Annotated in this window: 14 protein-coding genes and 2 tRNA genes; 3 read left to right on the top strand and 13 right to left on the bottom strand. The window is 38.2% G+C overall.

The features are described from left to right. Positions 1-29: 29 nt before the first annotated feature. Together AC5ZC7_RS30535 and AC5ZC7_RS30530 are read right to left on the bottom strand one after the other, a co-directional pair. Positions 30-1,172, bottom strand: a complete 1,143-nt coding sequence (locus tag AC5ZC7_RS30535) for a FecR domain-containing protein (RefSeq protein ID WP_496161185.1) — start codon at positions 1,170-1,172, stop codon at positions 30-32. A 49-nt stretch (positions 1,173-1,221) separates the two neighbouring features. Beyond that, complete coding sequence (locus AC5ZC7_RS30530) at positions 1,222-1,764, bottom strand: RNA polymerase sigma-70 factor (protein ID WP_496161184.1); 543 nt, start codon at positions 1,762-1,764, stop codon at positions 1,222-1,224. Positions 1,765-1,904: 140 nt separating this feature from the next. Between AC5ZC7_RS30530 and AC5ZC7_RS30525 the strand changes: the two genes are divergently transcribed. Continuing rightward, entirely contained in the window at positions 1,905-2,948 is a 1,044-nt protein-coding gene (locus AC5ZC7_RS30525) for an HNH endonuclease (protein ID WP_496161183.1), read from the top strand. Positions 2,949-2,976: 28 nt separating this feature from the next. Here the strand turns inward: AC5ZC7_RS30525 and AC5ZC7_RS30520 are convergent, their stop codons facing one another. From AC5ZC7_RS30520 to AC5ZC7_RS30470, 11 genes are all read right to left on the bottom strand, one after another. Beyond that, positions 2,977-5,028: an AIPR family protein gene (locus AC5ZC7_RS30520; RefSeq protein ID WP_496161182.1), complete on the bottom strand. Its 2,052-nt coding sequence runs from the start codon at positions 5,026-5,028 to the stop codon at positions 2,977-2,979. A 19-nt stretch (positions 5,029-5,047) separates the two neighbouring features. Next, on the bottom strand, positions 5,048-8,212 hold the full coding sequence (locus tag AC5ZC7_RS30515) for a Z1 domain-containing protein (protein WP_496161181.1): 3,165 nt from the start codon (positions 8,210-8,212) through the stop codon (positions 5,048-5,050). Beyond that, entirely contained in the window at positions 8,209-8,733 is a 525-nt protein-coding gene (locus AC5ZC7_RS30510; RefSeq protein WP_496161180.1) for a hypothetical protein, read from the bottom strand. The genes AC5ZC7_RS30515 and AC5ZC7_RS30510 overlap by 4 nt, the downstream gene beginning before the upstream one ends. 8 nt (positions 8,734-8,741) lie before the next feature. Then, positions 8,742-10,235 (bottom strand): ATP-binding protein, encoded by a 1,494-nt coding sequence (locus AC5ZC7_RS30505; RefSeq protein ID WP_496161179.1) that lies wholly within the window; start codon positions 10,233-10,235, stop codon positions 8,742-8,744. Then, a complete protein-coding gene (locus AC5ZC7_RS30500; RefSeq protein WP_496161178.1) occupies positions 10,214-11,716 on the bottom strand; it encodes a DNA (cytosine-5-)-methyltransferase in 1,503 nt (500 codons plus the stop codon). The genes AC5ZC7_RS30505 and AC5ZC7_RS30500 overlap by 22 nt, the downstream gene beginning before the upstream one ends. Before the next feature lie 50 nt (positions 11,717-11,766). Next, positions 11,767-12,183: a DNA mismatch endonuclease Vsr gene (locus tag AC5ZC7_RS30495; RefSeq protein ID WP_496161177.1), complete on the bottom strand. Its 417-nt coding sequence runs from the start codon at positions 12,181-12,183 to the stop codon at positions 11,767-11,769. Positions 12,184-12,355: 172 nt separating this feature from the next. Further along, positions 12,356-12,565: a helix-turn-helix domain-containing protein gene (locus AC5ZC7_RS30490; protein WP_496161176.1), complete on the bottom strand. Its 210-nt coding sequence runs from the start codon at positions 12,563-12,565 to the stop codon at positions 12,356-12,358. A gap of 511 nt (positions 12,566-13,076) precedes the next feature. Next, positions 13,077-13,352 (bottom strand): hypothetical protein, encoded by a 276-nt coding sequence (locus AC5ZC7_RS30485; protein WP_496161175.1) that lies wholly within the window; start codon positions 13,350-13,352, stop codon positions 13,077-13,079. A gap of 108 nt (positions 13,353-13,460) precedes the next feature. Next, positions 13,461-14,183 carry a response regulator gene (locus AC5ZC7_RS30480; protein WP_496161174.1) on the bottom strand — a complete coding sequence of 241 codons (723 nt, stop codon included), beginning with the start codon at positions 14,181-14,183 and terminating at the stop codon, positions 13,461-13,463. A 91-nt stretch (positions 14,184-14,274) separates the two neighbouring features. After that, positions 14,275-14,553, bottom strand: coding sequence for a winged helix-turn-helix domain-containing protein (locus AC5ZC7_RS30475; protein ID WP_496161173.1), 279 nt, complete (start codon positions 14,551-14,553; stop codon positions 14,275-14,277). Continuing rightward, positions 14,534-14,935 carry a response regulator gene (locus AC5ZC7_RS30470; RefSeq protein ID WP_496161172.1) on the bottom strand — a complete coding sequence of 134 codons (402 nt, stop codon included), beginning with the start codon at positions 14,933-14,935 and terminating at the stop codon, positions 14,534-14,536. The genes AC5ZC7_RS30475 and AC5ZC7_RS30470 overlap by 20 nt, the downstream gene beginning before the upstream one ends. A 915-nt stretch (positions 14,936-15,850) precedes the next feature. Between AC5ZC7_RS30470 and AC5ZC7_RS30465 the strand changes: the two genes are divergently transcribed. Both AC5ZC7_RS30465 and AC5ZC7_RS30460 read left to right on the top strand, forming a co-directional pair. Then, positions 15,851-15,923 (top strand) — tRNA-Ile (locus AC5ZC7_RS30465). Positions 15,924-15,934: 11 nt separating this feature from the next. Continuing rightward, positions 15,935-16,008: transfer RNA gene (locus AC5ZC7_RS30460), tRNA-His, on the top strand. Positions 16,009-16,170 lie beyond the last annotated feature (162 nt).

The following is a 16,170-nucleotide window of genomic DNA, read 5'->3' as shown; positions in this document are numbered from 1 at the left end:
CATCTGGCATTACACTGGTTGGTTGTTGATTAAAATGCTACATTTATTTGTTTACCACTAAGTTTAAAATTGGCGCCTCCTGTTTGATTTAGCATCTCCAGTACCTGTTCTATGTTATCGTATCGTTTGATAGCCCCGGTAAAATGCTGGGTACCGACTTTCTCTTTTGGATATACTGCTGTTACATCGTACCAACGTTCCAGTTGATGCAACACCGTAGTAATATCATCATTTCTGAATACAAACATTCCCCGTTTCCAACCGGTGAGGGCGGCGATGTCCATTTGCTTCGCCGTGGTGTTACCATTTTCTGTAATACCTACCCATCCTGGCTGCAGCAACGTTTCACCGTTAGTGGTTTTAATTTTTACGCTACCACTGACCAGCGCCGTTTGCATGGTTGGCTCATTGTCGTAGGCCATGATGTTAAATTCCGTTCCTAATACCGCCACTTCTGCTTGTCCGGCTACCACGCTAAAAGGCTTGCGGGCATCAGTAGCCACTGCGAAGTAGGCTTCTCCCGTAAGATATACCTTCCGGTCGCCTTCCGTAAAGTGTACCGGGAAACGTAACGACGATTCCGCATTCAGCCATACCTGGGTACCATCGCTCAGCGTAAGGCTGTAATCCATACCCCTCGGTATTTTCAGCGTGTTATACACCAGCGGTCCACTTGTATTGTTATATGCCAGCTTATTACCCTGCTGCCGGATACTGGCTCCGTTCTTCTCTGTAAGCAGCGTATCTTTCGACGCGCCCAGTACCATTTCTTCTCCATTACTCATTACCAATACCGGCTTGCCTTTTACTGGCATGGCTGTTCCTATCACTGGTTGCTGCTGCTCTACCTCCGTACTCGTATACCACCACCTCGCGCCAATGGCCAGCAGCAATACTACCATGGCCGCGGCAATCCGTCCCCAGGGCACCATACGTTTCACCATCATCTCTCCCTGGATACGGTTCCAGGCCTGCTCCGGGTGATACTTACCCATCTGCAACATCTCTTCCTTCAACACCTCTTCCTTGCTCAACTCCTCAAATAACAGCCTGTTGGCCTCACTCTCGGCTATCCATGCCTCCAACGCTACGCGCTCTTCTTCAGATAACGTATTATCCCAATACTTCACTATTAACCGGGACGTGTGATACAGGTGATGATATGATTCCATGTGCTACTATATCTATAAACAATCTGCTAACCGCAAATGGGTGAAAGACCTAAAAATATTTTTCAGAAACGAGGATACACAGTGCCATAAAGGATTCGGGGGTTAAGCGCAGCTTTAGTAACGCCAATGCCCGGGCTTTTTGCGTTTTTACCGTATTAACGGAAATCTTCAATTCATCTGCTACCTCCTGGTTTTTTAACCCTTCCAGGTAACTGAGCTTGAAAACATTACGGCAGCCTTCCGGCAAAGAAGCAATAGCCCGATGCACTTCCCCCCATACTTCTGCCTTCACTACCGCTGCTTCTTCTGACTCCGTTGTTTGTGTTGCTGCAAATTTTTTGGCCACCTTCTGGTGCTTAAGGTGGTTGAGACAAGCATTCCTCACCATTACATAAAGAAATGTTTTAATGGCTGGGAGGTCGGTCATTTCTGCGTTGCGTTGCCAGAATTTTATGAATGCTTCCTGAACGATATCCTCTGCAGTGGCTGAATCGGAGATAATTTGGTCAGCAAATCGGCATAGGCGCAGGTATAGCAGGTCAAATAATGACTTCAATTGGTGATGGGAGAGGTGTGACTGGCCGGTATGCATGTGGGGTAAATTTAGGGAGAATAGGGGGGATTTGCAATTGTGGGGGGAAGGATGGCATTTCTTTGTTTTATTTTTTTATTTTAATTACCAATTTGATCTTAATTTTATTTAGGCCATGGTTTGATTTATGCCGCTAAGTCGTGGCAAAAGTTGATCCATCAAATATTTTAAAACCAATACGTCCATTCCGAACTTTGTATATGAGTAGCGTACCTCGTTTATGGATACTAAAATCCAAAGGAGACAATAGTGCTTTTGGAGGGAACAGTGGATATCCTGATCAACCCACCTCTCACTATGTATATGATACCACGGTTAAGAATCATGATAAATTAAAACAGGGAGACCAAGTTGTAATTGTTGACAAATTGTATTTAATTGGCATTGCTACTATAACGTCGATTACTACTGAAAAGCATTTACCCAAGAAAAGATATCGTTGCCCGATTTGTAATACACAGGAACATTACATGAGGCAATCTGTTCAACCCAGATATAAATGCAGAAAAAAACATGAATTCGATGAATTAATTGAGGAAGATATAACGGTTGATCAATTTACTGCCCACTATTCCACCACATTCAACCCAGCTCCTCCTAAAACTTCTGTCAAAATTTTAGACGATTATTATATTAAAAGAAATTATTACTATTCAATACAACAGGCTGACTTGAATTTTTTAAGGACAGCTTTTCCGTACATTTATGACAACATCAATCTTGTTACTGCCACAAGTCCTGACTTCCCGATTGATAGCATTATTCCTTATTCCCCAATTGAAACAGACCAGCGCAGGTACAGTGCAGTAAGAACACCTGGCCGACAAGGGCAAGATAAATTCAGAAAGAATTTGCTAGCAATATATGGCCCATACTGCATGATTAGTGGATGTGAAACAATTACTGTAATTGAGGCGAGTCATATCTGTCCATATAGAGGGCTCAAAGATCACAATCAGCACAATGGCCTATTGCTGAAAAAAGACCTACACGCTCTATTTGATTCAGATTTACTAGGTATAGACCCTGCTACTTTGACTGTAATGCTTCATCCATCGCTTAAAGATTCTTACTTCAAAAAGTATATTGGCAAAAAAATAATACTTAACAGGGATGATTTTCGACCTTCACCAGAAGCTTTGAAAATACGTTGGGAAATATTCATCAATAAACAACGGATATAAGAAGTTCTTTTCTTCGTCAATGCAGCATTTACAACTTGCTACCTATATGTTCTTGATAAATTTCCAAAATCTTAGTTGCATGATTAACGATGTGCTCCTTAATCCGCTTCCCTTTCTGCAGCTTCTGCACTAAATTTCTAACCACACCAATCTGTATCTGGTCTAATTTTCGTTTTTCAACACCAAACTGCTCTATTAGCTGCCAGGTTTTTATAGACGTATTCATGATTTTTTCTTCATTCTCACGATAAATGGTCACACCTTCATTAGAATCAGGCAGACTTATATCCTGACTAATTAGATTAAAATCAATTTCCCATCTGGATTTATCAATAGCTTTTAATTGTTGCCAGCATTCTTCTCTTTTGGCCCATTCCCCGACTAACGAAAACTGTTCTGGTTTTTCTGTTAAAAAGAATTCATTCACACCTAGTAATACCGTTTCTAGTAACTTATCTAAGGCGGGGGAAAGATCCTGCTGGCGCCAAATTTTTTCAAGATCAATTTTTGCAGGGCAGTTAGCGCTTATCCATGCCAAAGCGTAGGGAACTACAATGAATCTTAAATCGCCCATTGCATTTGGCTTAACTCCATAAATTAGTTCCGCTTTTTTAAAAAGAATAGCCAGAGAAACTATATTTCGAAAATATAAACGGTCCGGTTCTATTTTTGATTCGTTTTGAATAAATTGGAGATAGTTTTTCTGGCTTCCTTTAACTACTATATTAGGTAGTCCATTCCAGGAATTTTTAAATTTTGCCAACTCCTCTTTTCTTATAATTTGATTCGCAGGATTATTTTGCTTAAATTTTCTCCTTCTACGGTCTCCACTGTGTTCTTTATTAATCTCCTCATTATATTGCCCTTTCACTCTTTCATAGTACCAGCGGCTTTGATGTGAGATACCTTCTTTCGATGGTGCCCATGTAATTCTGGACAACTCCTCAAGTGTTATATGAAACGTCTGATTAGATGTCAGATCAATTTCACTTACTTTATTCTGACTATTCGCAAATTTTGAAATACGAGAAATAATTCCTTCCGTTTCTTTATTATCACCTACCAATGTGATTTTCACTTGAACAAAAATATCTTCTAATGTCGCTTTCCCTTTTTGTCTCGCATAATAGATAGAAGAGGTTGTTTGTCCACCATTTACAATCTGAAGACCTTTAACTCTCTTTATAGTATTAAAAACATCATTCTTGTTACTATTTAATTGAATATCCTTAACTGTTGCGGAAATACCATTATTATATGCCAGGAACATTTTAGAATCTTCTAAAATCGTTTTCCGCATCTCTTTATTTACTTTTCCTACGTTCTGCAAATAGGATCTAACATTCTGCTCTAATAATCGAGAACCATATAGATCGTACAAATCGGCTAATAAATACCCTGGTATGATGGCAAGAAAGACACCGTGGTTATCAGGAGTGGTCAGGCATCTAACCTCTTCGTTAAAATCAGCTTTAAAATCAATCTCAATAGGCATTCGTTCGCGCTGAGATAACCATAATTTAGAAACTCTCTCCAGATCCCATATTTCATATATTATACGCAAATTACTTTTCCCGTCAAAAAGAGCTGGAATTTCCGTCTTTACAATGCCATCAGTTAGTAGAATAATACGTACCCTAAGTAGTTCTTCCCTATAATCAGCGAAATTCTGAAGAAATTCCATTTCGCTAGCAGATTCATCTACTTCATCAAATTGACCCTTTTCAACATATTGCAAATATTTTTCAGCCAAGCTGAAATTACTTTTTATCCGACTCTTCTCTAGCGTATAAATCTCTGCCCCGCCCTTATAATCCGTTATAAAGATATCCAATGTCTCATAGTTATCCCATAAGGCATATGCATTCATTTGACGCATGCGTTTATCGTTCTTGCTCCGAAATATTGATGTACATACTTGTGGATGTCCTGTTTCACCAGCATCGCTTAATATCTCAACAACAACCTTTGTAAATGCCTCTTCGCGAAAATCAATAGCATTTGCTTCTTTCAATTCATCATCAACACTTTCGCGTACAAATGCCAAAAAATTTGTGAGCTCCAATTCGGTACTTGCCATTTTCAAATAGTTACTTTAATTATATGTCATCCTGGTTTTCTGGATTCTCCTCTGCATCTTCAGGATAATCATTTTCTTTTCTAAATTGGTTATTGACTTTGTAGGTCAATTTTACATCACCATCTATACGGGGAAAGCTAATAGCATATCCCACGGCAGGCAAATCAGGAGAGCCATTAAATCCTGCTGGATCCAATAAATAAATTAATAACAGTGCAGTGTTCTCTCCTCTGTAATATCTGATATACTTACCAGCTGGTACTTTGGGAGCCGTCTTTGCTTTACTATTTTCTATCGTTTTTTTCTTCGCCAAATCATATCGTGGATCACTAATATCCATATCTAGGTACTCATGGGGAGGACTTATTATGTGGGATTTCCTAATTAGATAAACATCTTTATCCACAATAGTATTCCCGAAATCATCGGTTCGCTCAGCCTCCATCCTTTGGGTGAGACCAATATCTAAGTCTCCAATTTGGAAGAGTGATTCAGAAAGGCTGTTATTAATAAAAACAATCGTCCACTTATTCAAGTTTCCTGCTTCCACTTGTTTATTGATATAACTCCGTATTACATCGGGAATAATATTTAATTGTTTCGTTTTATATTCTGCTATAAAATCATCAACTATCGCATATTTGACATTCTCCCAAATATAGGGCTGACCTTGTCGTTGCTTCCCTGACGTTTTACCCAGTCTGGATGCAAACCTTGTAAGTGCGAGTATATTCTCTTTAAGTACATCTTCAGACTTGCTTAACTCATATGTTTCCAACAAATCTGCCGAAAAGCTAAGAGTGAGATCAGTTGCACTTTTTATTTTAGCCGCTGCTGAAATCATCAACATACCTGGAGCAGACTTAACCTTTAATCCGAACTCATTAGGAGACGCGCTACTCAACTTCATTATATCAAACTGCTCCTTAAGTTCCTCAGTTGCATTTCCGATATATTGGTACCAAGATATAATCTCCTTCGTTGTATAAAGTCTACAGAGATCAGCATAACCTGGTCTATAACCAAACCATCTCCCCATTTGCAAAAGCGTATCATAAAATTTTGTAGCCCTTAAAAAATAGCTAATTGACAACCCTTCAAGGGTTAAACCTCTTGATAATTTATTCCCACCTATTGCTATAACAGAAAGTCCTTTTTCATACTTACTATAGTTCAATGGGGTTGTATTTTCATACTCTAACCCTCTACTTGTTCCATGGATAGCTCTTACTTCAATTTTTTCGACAGCTTGTTTAAGAAATGGTCTTACTTCTTCCCAATCATGCGTAATTAACCTGGAATCACTATACGAGATTCTCCCGATAATACTGATTGACTTAGCTTTAAACTCTCTTTCCCACAAATATTTTAGCTCATCTATGAATCCTCTAATGGATGCATAACGAATTTCATTTTTTATTTCTCCAACATAGTCACTTATTAATCGTGCAATCCTATTAATCCATTTTTTATACCACGAGACATGCACAAGCATAGAATTGTGTTCATTCTCTTGACCACGAGCTATACGAATTGCGCAGACGATTACAAAACTTTGCACTGCATGCTTTAAGCTAGCTGGAATTTCATCTGGCAGCTCGTCATTCATCAGGTGTTTAGGAGGAATATATTCTTCATAATCGTCTATGACATTTATGCCTGACAACGGATTCTCATCAGTATCTTCATCATTATTTAAATTAATGTCAAAAACATTCGCATAACCAATATAATTTGAAGGAGGAGGTACATTTATTATAAAATCTTTGGGGAATAAATCTTCTCCTAATTGAAATAATTTATTATTAATCGTTATACTTTGCCCTTCTGTATTGTTCCTATCACTTATAAAAATATTAGCAAAGGGAGTAGCTGTATAACCAATAAAGGCACTCTGTTCAAATAGACTCAGTACAGCGCGAATCGAGCCATTAATTTTAGAAACAAATTCATTGTCAACATTAATTGATGCATTATCTGCCTCATCATCTATAATTAACAACGGAACATTTTTTATTATTTTAAACTTTCCATTCTTTTCTCCTCTTGCATGTAACCACGTTAATAGATTCTTAAGAATTAACGGATTCTTTTTAATAACCAAGGCGTAGTAACTATCAGTTTTAAGCGGAAAATTCTTAAGACTGGCTGACTTTAAATCTCCATTATCTCCCGCATGCGTTATAGGGAAAACTTCCCTGGTTTTACGGTATTTTCCAACTCCAATCCGTTGATCATTGCCGGGTTCTGACGAGACTCCTGAAAAACCTTCATCAACTCTCAATTGCGTTTGTTGACGCAGGCTCTCATATAAACCACTTAATACAATTATCAATTTAAATCCTGCATCAGCCGCTTTATTAATTAAACCTATATAATTACTTGTTTTCCCAGATTGAACATCTCCAACAATCATCCCTCTTTTATTCCAGGGGCCTTGCCGAGAAGGATTTCCTATTCTATCAAGAATATCATCTGTTATTTGATCCAGTTGATTAATTGTAGTACTTGCCAATCCTTTTTCATCAAGATATTTCTTATAGGCATCCCAAAATACCCATGAAATTTTATTCTTCCCTTCTTGTATCCATTTATGATGAATTTCTTTATCGCCTTCAAAAACCTGATATGAAAAATTAGTAACCAGATTCTTACTCTCCAGCTCAACCTGTAAGACTAATCTATTTAATAATTCATCCAACGTTTCTTCACCAAACTCCTTAACATATCTAACCCTTACTGCTGCATACGCAGCTTCAATTGCATTGTCCACTTTATCAGACTCTAACTCATCATAGCCTGATAAAAAATTTTGCGCAATGGTATTTACGTCCATTTTAATTTTTCTTCTCGACGCAATACTAGCCATTAGATTTTTGAACTGTAATTCAATTTCCAATGGTATTTCTCCTTTCATTGCTTCATTCAAAAGCACAAGTGCCTCATCAAAATAATCAAGATTCAATGCAAAATGCGCTGCCCCAAGATAAATAATTGATCTTGTTGGTTCCTGATCATGCAATGGCTCTAACAGTCGAGCTGCAGCTTTTTCATAATTCAGAGCTCTCTGAATAAACCGCCAATAGTTATGATATTCTCCACGCCGTTTTGCAAAAAAAGCCATTTCGGCGAGGTCCATTGCCTCCTCATGCCAGTTTCTAATATTACTTTGTAAATCCTTCATCTTCTGCCAATTAAGGTTTTAGGATTACTAAATTCAACAATAACTGCATAAGCGGGGAGTTTTGTATGATCTGAGGTCTGTGTTTGTAACAACTTTTCCGCCAAACGCGTTTGCATCTGTATCTGCGTACCTTTTAAAATACCACTAACTTCAAGGCGTGCTTTATTCTGAAAAATGAATTTCTCATCTGGTTCTCCTAACCAGTAATCAAATCCTGTTCCTTTCCAAGATCTTTGTATCCCAAGATTCGTCTCATGAGCAATGATAGCCACCGCAATACCACTTGCCCCATGCTCAGTTGCTTCCTGTAAATCTTTAAAGCTATTAATTGCGTCTGTTGTAACGTGTATGCAAGAAATTTCATAACGTTCGGTATAATACCCTTCGCTTTCAAAATTTGCTTTGAGAATATGTCCATTATGGTGAAGGCACACAGATGCAGCTTCTACAAGGAAACCCGCATAGCGTCGGGACAAACCGGTTATACCTGTTTCAAGAATTTGGAGGTCAATAGTTTTCATAGCGTCGTTTAGCTTCGCAATAGTTCAATCAAATGTGGATAATTACTAAATGGATCAATACTATGCAACTCATCAAGTGCCCTTTGGGGGCTTAGTCCATCATTTAGCAACTTGGAATATACAATATTCATTAGATCTATAACTTCGTCATCTGTTGTAGGATATTTATACTCCTTAGCTGTTTCCTCATTCAACGCACCATTCAACGCAATTGCTGGAATGGGAATCGTCATCTCTATCAAGTTCAACAACTTATCAAGATCTTTTTTATTACTACCTAGCTTCTCACGAACTACCTTTACTACGGGATGATTTCTATTAATCTTAAAACTCTCCCCTTGATCATGCTCTATTGTATTCCAAACAAATTCATACGTGGATTTGCCTATTTTTCGTTGCTCTTGTTTACCTCTGTACTTAAATACTTCTATTGCAATCCTCCTTATGCCAGCAGCATATCTCTCTAAATGATCTCTAAACATTTTTGGAGGAACTGCCCGGGATTTTCTAATATCCAACTGCCATGCAAAATCAAGGCTAGCATCAATATCAATCATGATCCTAGCCAACTTCGTGTACTCTGATTTATTAAATAGCTGCAACCATCCTCCGGCACAAAGTATCCTATTCTTCCTATAAATATAAAACCCTTGATGCTCATTCCAGCCTCGTGTACCACCTGCCCGTTCCCATAGCTCTGTACTTACTTTAGAATTGTGGGGCAAGACATATCCTGTTACTTTAATTCTATCATCAGCAAAAGCCTCCATCGGAAAAGACCTGGTTGCTTTTTCTGTTCTTAAAAAAGGATCCCATGGAGCAATGAATTGACCATTAATCCATAACCTTACTTTAGAGGTTTCAATTAGCCGATGGAAAACCATTGCAAGATGGTTTTCAATATCTCGGATTGCCTCGAGAAATTTTTTCCGTGTTATCAGCGTTTTCTCTTTATCAAAAATAACTCTATCGAGGTTCTCCCATAATACCAATGTCCCCTTCTCCATATCTTCCAGATCAGTGAAAAAAAACGAATCTGAAATATACTTGATTAATTTCCATGCATTCCTTTTCCCTACATAATTCAGATCCCACGCTCTATAGTTAATATCTTTATTGCCTTCTACTTTCGAGGCTACAGTTAACCTTCTGCATTGGGAAAATGAAGCTGTTTTTAGTCCCAATCCAAATCGACCTAGATCTGTAGCCTTTCTATCTGCTAAGGGATTTTGGGCACCCGGCCTTAGCGCCTCGACCAGGGCTTTTTCATTCATTCCCCATCCATCATCCAGAATGCTAATAAAGGAATCGGCATCCTTCCAGACCATGTTTATCCAGACATTCTTTGCCTCAGCGGAGATACTATTATCAATAATATCTGCCAATGCGGTAGGCAAACTATACCCAATTGCCCGAAATGTTTCTATGAGAGCAGAAGCATTTGGGTCTACTGTTTCCGCTTCATATTTTTCTAGGAAGTCTACTTGGTCATTTTTGAGCATTTTATACCTTGTTCAATTGTTGATCGAATTGCTACAGCTAGTTTATTCGCCATCAAAGGAGGTACAGCATTTCCAATTTGCCGAAATGCTGCATTCATAGCCCCCGCGAATTGAAACTTATCAGGAAATGATTGTAATCTGGCTGCTTCACGTACAGAAATAGTCCTTGCCTGATCACTATCATAATGTATATGAGAATAACTATCTTTCCCCAAATGAGCCATCAAGGTGCGGGCTGGCATATCTGATTCCATTTTCCGCCACTTATTAGGAAACTTTTCAACATCATAAGGTGGAATTGTTTCGGCCTGAATTTCTTTATATCTCTTGGATGATTCAGAAAGTTTTCTGCCAATCAACTTTTCTTCCTTATTCAGTTTCCCTTGAAAAATTTTGATTGCCACTTCAATTGCCTGTGGATATTGATCTCCGGGCTTCATTTTTTTAAAGATAGGATAATCTCTTGGTAGAAATCTAATCACATTTCCATCCACGGCTCCATTAGCATTAAAACCGATCCAGTTTCTCATTTGTTCTTGATATTCATTTTGAGGGGGTGTTCTATAAGGAATATCATTATTCAATTTCTTAGTTCCACGCTTTAATTCATTCTGCAAATGAGTAACAAGTTCCGGGAGATCGGCCATTGCCTGTTCCGCTGAAATGAATGTCGGTAAATCTTTCAACACCTCTGGTGCTGCCTTATAATACCGGTTAAATAGATCTGGATTAAACAAGTTGGGATTAATATACTTCAATGCTACATTTCTGGAACCGTGATATCCCCTCGGTAACTCCGCATAGTTTGTTGGAGCAGGAAACCGTATCTCAGCTTTAATGGACTTATGTACTGCTATCAGGAACATCCTTTCCCTCATTTGTGGAATTCCATAGTGTACTGAGTTGAGCAAAGTATACTGACAATTGTAGCCTAATTTGGTCAAATCCTCACATACCAGATCTGCAATATTAACCCCACCATAGTTTAACATATCTGGCACATTCTCCATCAAAATAGATAAAGGAGCCAGCAGCTTAACATATTCTAGATATCGTTTATACAACTGGCTTCTTGGATCATTCAGAAATCCCTTTTCATCACTTGACACCTCTCTTAGCTTAGCCCGCCCGATTCTTGTAAATGCCTGACAAGGGGGCCCACCAATAATCATATCAATTTGTTCCGCTGGTTTTCCTTTTAAACCTATTTCCTTAAAAAGTTGCGCCGGTGCAGTTTCCTGAATGTCTCTTGACTTTGCATGCTCCTCAAAGTGCGGATCATTCTTATGAAAATTCAATGCATGAGAACGAGCTGCTTCTTTATCCAGTTCAACTCCAGCTACTATCTTATACCCTGCCTTATGAAACCCCAACGATAATCCACCACAACCCGAAAATAAATCAAGAATTCTCAAACTTTCTCCTGTAGCAAAACGAGCTATCTTTTGTTGAATGAAACTGGCTATAAAGTCTTTGGCCATTATAATAATACTAAATTTTTCAGCTACAAAAATATCTCGAATAAATTTACTTAAGATAATATTTTCTGAAGTAAGTGTAAAAGAGTTTTTCCCAATTTATCTGGGCGCAATTCACATTCCCATAAATTAATGATCTTCCATCCCAACCCATTTAGTGCAACAATCACTTTCTTGTCGTTTTCAACGTTGCCATTAATCTTATTTAACCACCAATCAGTTCGTGTTTTCGGAACCACAAAATATTTACATCCCTTATGCCCATGCCAAAAACAACCATGTACAAATATGACAGTCTTATGTTTCGGCAATACGATATCCGGCTTTCCTGGTAAATCTTTTACATGTAACCTAAACCTATATCCATTAGCATGCAAATACTTTCTTACTTGTATTTCGGGCTTGGTGTCCTTACCCTTAATCATACTCATGTTAAAGCTCCTGGTCGCTTTTGAATGAACGTCCGCCATAAAACCTCATTTTTAAAAATAAAAATCGAGGCGATCCTATTCGCATTACGAGTAACGTAAAACCCAGATCTATTACAAACAACGGAAGGTCGTAAAATTATTTACCAAATCTGCATTGTAAGTACGCATTGGATATGCATTCACCTCTGCATACATAAGCCTCTTCAATAGGCTAGTCCTTTCTCAAAACCAGCAACTCTCTTGCTTCCACATCTAATACCTCAGCTATCTCAAACAGCGTTTCCACTGAAGGCTGTATTTTATTCGTGCACCATTTCGATACTGTATTAATATTTACTCCTATTGCCTCTGCTAACCACTTATTTGCTTTAGCCTTTTCCGCTAATACAGCTTTTATTCTATTTAATACTTTATCGCTCATAAAACGCTTTTAAAGCATATTTTTCTACAATTTAAGCATAATAGAAATTACAAAAACGAACAAAAATATCCCTAATAAGTATATTTATATAAATATTATAGAAATAAATAGCTGTTATATAGATATTCATATGTAAATTAGGGTTACATTAAAAACCTATTGTTATGCAAACCTCACAACCATTCTTCTACCACACGCACCTTTCGGACCAGGAGTCTAACGACCCAACACTTGTATGGCCCAGTTCTCCGAACTCTTCCCGCCCAGTACTGCGCGGCAAACGCTGTGCCTCTGGCTTTCGGAAACACTTGCTGCAGCAGATACGCAGTACGAAGATGCTCAATCCCGGGCGGAGCTATTGTTATTCTATCAAGAAGTACTCAGATTAATAGATGCCAGCTATCTTTTAAGTCTTTCAAAAGAAACCATATAGCCGTCCATGTCCGATCCTCCCCACAAAAAAAGCCTGACAACCACGTGTCAGGCCCCATTTATAAACCCGTTTCAATTGTTATACGATCTTATACCAGGCTAATCCATCCACCCCTTTCGGATGGTGAATAGACGGCGTTATACTATTGCCATTAATTTCAAACCAGGGAAATGAGCTCCTCCCATTTGGATGATGCATGGTAGGATATAACTTATTTTCCCTGACCTCATACCAGGGGAGGGAACTGGAGCCCTTTGGATGGTGTATGGTGGTGAAAACATTGTTGTCTCTGATTTCATATTCTGCTAATGAACGCCCACCATCTGGATGATGTAATGTTCTGTGGAGTTTCATGGTCATTGTTTTTGAGTTTTTTAAATAATATGGTTAACATTCTCTTTTGGGTTTACTAAACAGGTATCGAATATAAGAAAATATTTAATGAGGAAAACGAACTAAATATTAAAAATACCGGACACTGTCTTTCGGTACAGAAAGCAGATATCCGGATCGCTGTACAGTCAAAATCTCTACAGTATTACTATACTTGAAATGGGTTCTGAGCATGGCAATAGTGGCATATAGTGTTCGTTGTTTGTCTGTCCCCGAAACGAGGGGTTTCAATAAATCGTTTACTACCGTCTTATTGATATTGGCAATAAGATACTTCAGGACTCGCACTTCGTTAGCGTTAAGGTAAATGGATACATCATCAAAAGTAAGCGTAGACAGCCGTGTGTTAAAAATGTAAGTGTCCAATACAATCGTTTCACAAGCTTCCAACTGCTCTTTTGCTCTGCGAACAAGGGCCTCCATCCTGGAAACCAATACGCGCGTATCAACAGGTTTAACGCAGTAGGCATCTGCACCTCCTTCACTAAAACCTCTCAACTGGGTTTCCGGATGACCATCAGCGGAAATGTATAAGATCGGTACAACAGTATTAACAGTACGTATTTTTGCGCCTAACTCAACTCCATCTAACTTCGGCATGTGAACATCCAATAAACAAACATCAAAAGATCTACTATTAAAACATTCCCAGGCTTCCATACCATTAGCTGCAACGATCACTTCATAGTTTCCCATTTTTTCCAATGCATATTTCAACACCCTGGCATTGATGGAATTATCCTCTGCGTATAAGATCGTTTTAGTGTCAATACGTTTTCCAATAATGTTCATAAATGTATGTTTCGGTTGAAAAATCGGTTTTTCATTTTGGAATGCAGGATAGGAACCATCGGGAAGAGTGGGAGTAATAGGTTTTCAAAGCTCAATACTTCGGTACGATGAACACATATCCCTTTCCGTATATGTTATCTATTTCCTGCTTTACACCTACTATCTTGAAATAACCTCTAAGCCGCGATACATATACCCACAACTGGTTATCGCCTGCGGACACTGCTTTTAACAAGTCTTTTTTAGCAACCATTACATTTGGTGTTGCCTTCAGGCACATCAAAAGCTCATGAATATCAGGAGGAAGCTTTTTCTTCCTTTTCGGACCTGATAATTCACGATTGGTTTCATCATACTTGAATTCTGTCATAAGGTTTTATTATAGGTGTAGATATAAAATAGTGCAGCAAAACACTAGATAATTTATTGATATTAAATGTCTTATTAAAATATCCATTACCTCCGCCGCGACCAAATACCTCTTTCTCCACCAACAAAAGATCTTCTCCCGACAAATAAAAAATCGGTACCTGCTTATCCACCTTCCGGATCCTTTCTCCCAAATCAATCCCGTTTAGCCGGGGCATCATAATGTCCAGCAGGCAATAATGAAAACACTGCTTATTAAAAAGCCCCCAGGCTTCCTCTCCATCATAGGCACTACTTACCTCAAAACTGCCCTTCTGCAAGATTTTTTTTACAATGCTGGAGAAAATAGTATCGTCATCAGCGTGAAGTATACGGATATTCATGCGGCGTTTATAATTGATTAACAGAAATAAGAAGTAGAGACAATATTATTGCAGTTGCTCCTTTTATAAATGTTACGGCTATACGCTGGATAGCAGGGACATTACAACTATCAATAAAATTGATGAGCATAATTTTTACTTTTTTTGACCTTACAAAGGAAAAAAAAATTTGTGAGTCATTTCGAATCCTTAATAGAAAGTTTTTAATTTAAACTATCAAAATGCAATTCTAATTTAAATGCACCAAACTGCTTATATAAAAGGATTGGCAAAAAATTGTATAGTTTGTTAAACAGTAGTTAATCTGTTTTATTTGCGTTTTGATTAACACTGATTTTGTTAATCAAAAATCATTTAATTAACGCATGTCACGCAAGAATTATGTAATTATAATTATTGATAATTATTTTTCATTCAAAACAACCCATTCGCTATCCTTACCTTCCTCAATCATCTCCCAAAATTCACCCCTCACTTATCTAGCTAAAAAATATTTTTCAAAAAAATTTGGAGATATTAAAAAATTATATCCATCTTTGCATTGTTAAAAAAATCACAAAACATGTACTGCTCAACAACGCACATACAAATAAAAAACTGGTTTAGTCTGCGGGAAGACTATACAAGTTGCGGGGCAGGTTATGCTACAGAATAGTTAAAAACGAATTCTATATAACGTAAGCCCCGCAAGAGATTGCGGGGCTTTTTATTTGTATTTATAACGAAAAAATTAAGCATGCAAACGCATATTCATAGCATACGATTTACAAATGATCATAACGGGCAACTGTTATCGAAGTGCTATGGCTATGAAAAAAAATATCAACGACCCTGGTGTCAACGAACATAAGTAACTGCTTATGTACAACGTAAAAACCGGGCGTCAAAAACGCCCGGTTTTTTTGTGCTAAAAAGTGGCCCGTAGCTCAACGGTTGGAGCGTCTGCCTTATATGCAGCGGGCTACCGGTTCGAATCCGGTCGGGCCAACTTTGTAAAATGGTGCGTGTAGTTCAATGGTTAGAATATCCGGCTGTGAACTGGAAGACCTGGGTTCGAATCCCCGCCTGCACCCCGAGAACCAATGTTGTTAACCCTGTTTGTTAACCCAAATTTTGTTCATCCAAACAGGTGCAACCCCAAAAAAATGTTAACCCGGAAAGCGTGTTAACCCAAAACAGGAAAAGAAAACGTTAACCCAAAAAGTGTGTTAACCCAATAAAAAACGTTAACCCGG

It is taken from the genome of Chitinophaga sp. 9-1-y (assembly GCF_059511905.2).
The sequence above is the reverse complement of the archived record's forward strand: the minus strand, read 5'-3'. Positions and strand labels throughout refer to the sequence as shown.

Excerpts from the sequence above, each read along its gene's own strand:
- AC5ZC7_RS30530 (WP_496161184.1), bottom strand. The coding sequence starts at position 1,764 with ATGCATACCGGCCAGTCACACCTCTCCCATCACCAATTGAAGTCATTA.
- AC5ZC7_RS30520 (WP_496161182.1), bottom strand. The coding sequence starts at position 5,028 with ATGGCAAGTACCGAATTGGAGCTCACAAATTTTTTGGCATTTGTACGC.
- AC5ZC7_RS30495 (WP_496161177.1), bottom strand. The coding sequence starts at position 12,183 with ATGGCGGACGTTCATTCAAAAGCGACCAGGAGCTTTAACATGAGTATG.
- AC5ZC7_RS30490 (WP_496161176.1), bottom strand. The coding sequence starts at position 12,565 with ATGAGCGATAAAGTATTAAATAGAATAAAAGCTGTATTAGCGGAAAAG.
- AC5ZC7_RS30515 (WP_496161181.1), bottom strand. The coding sequence starts at position 8,212 with ATGAAGGATTTACAAAGTAATATTAGAAACTGGCATGAGGAGGCAATG.
- AC5ZC7_RS30480 (WP_496161174.1), bottom strand. The coding sequence starts at position 14,183 with ATGAACATTATTGGAAAACGTATTGACACTAAAACGATCTTATACGCA.
- AC5ZC7_RS30500 (WP_496161178.1), bottom strand. The coding sequence starts at position 11,716 with ATGGCCAAAGACTTTATAGCCAGTTTCATTCAACAAAAGATAGCTCGT.
- AC5ZC7_RS30470 (WP_496161172.1), bottom strand. The coding sequence starts at position 14,935 with ATGAATATCCGTATACTTCACGCTGATGACGATACTATTTTCTCCAGC.
- AC5ZC7_RS30505 (WP_496161179.1), bottom strand. The coding sequence starts at position 10,235 with ATGCTCAAAAATGACCAAGTAGACTTCCTAGAAAAATATGAAGCGGAA.
- AC5ZC7_RS30535 (WP_496161185.1), bottom strand. The coding sequence starts at position 1,172 with ATGGAATCATATCATCACCTGTATCACACGTCCCGGTTAATAGTGAAG.
- AC5ZC7_RS30510 (WP_496161180.1), bottom strand. The coding sequence starts at position 8,733 with ATGAAAACTATTGACCTCCAAATTCTTGAAACAGGTATAACCGGTTTG.
- AC5ZC7_RS30475 (WP_496161173.1), bottom strand. The coding sequence starts at position 14,553 with ATGACAGAATTCAAGTATGATGAAACCAATCGTGAATTATCAGGTCCG.
- AC5ZC7_RS30485 (WP_496161175.1), bottom strand. The coding sequence starts at position 13,352 with ATGAAACTCCACAGAACATTACATCATCCAGATGGTGGGCGTTCATTA.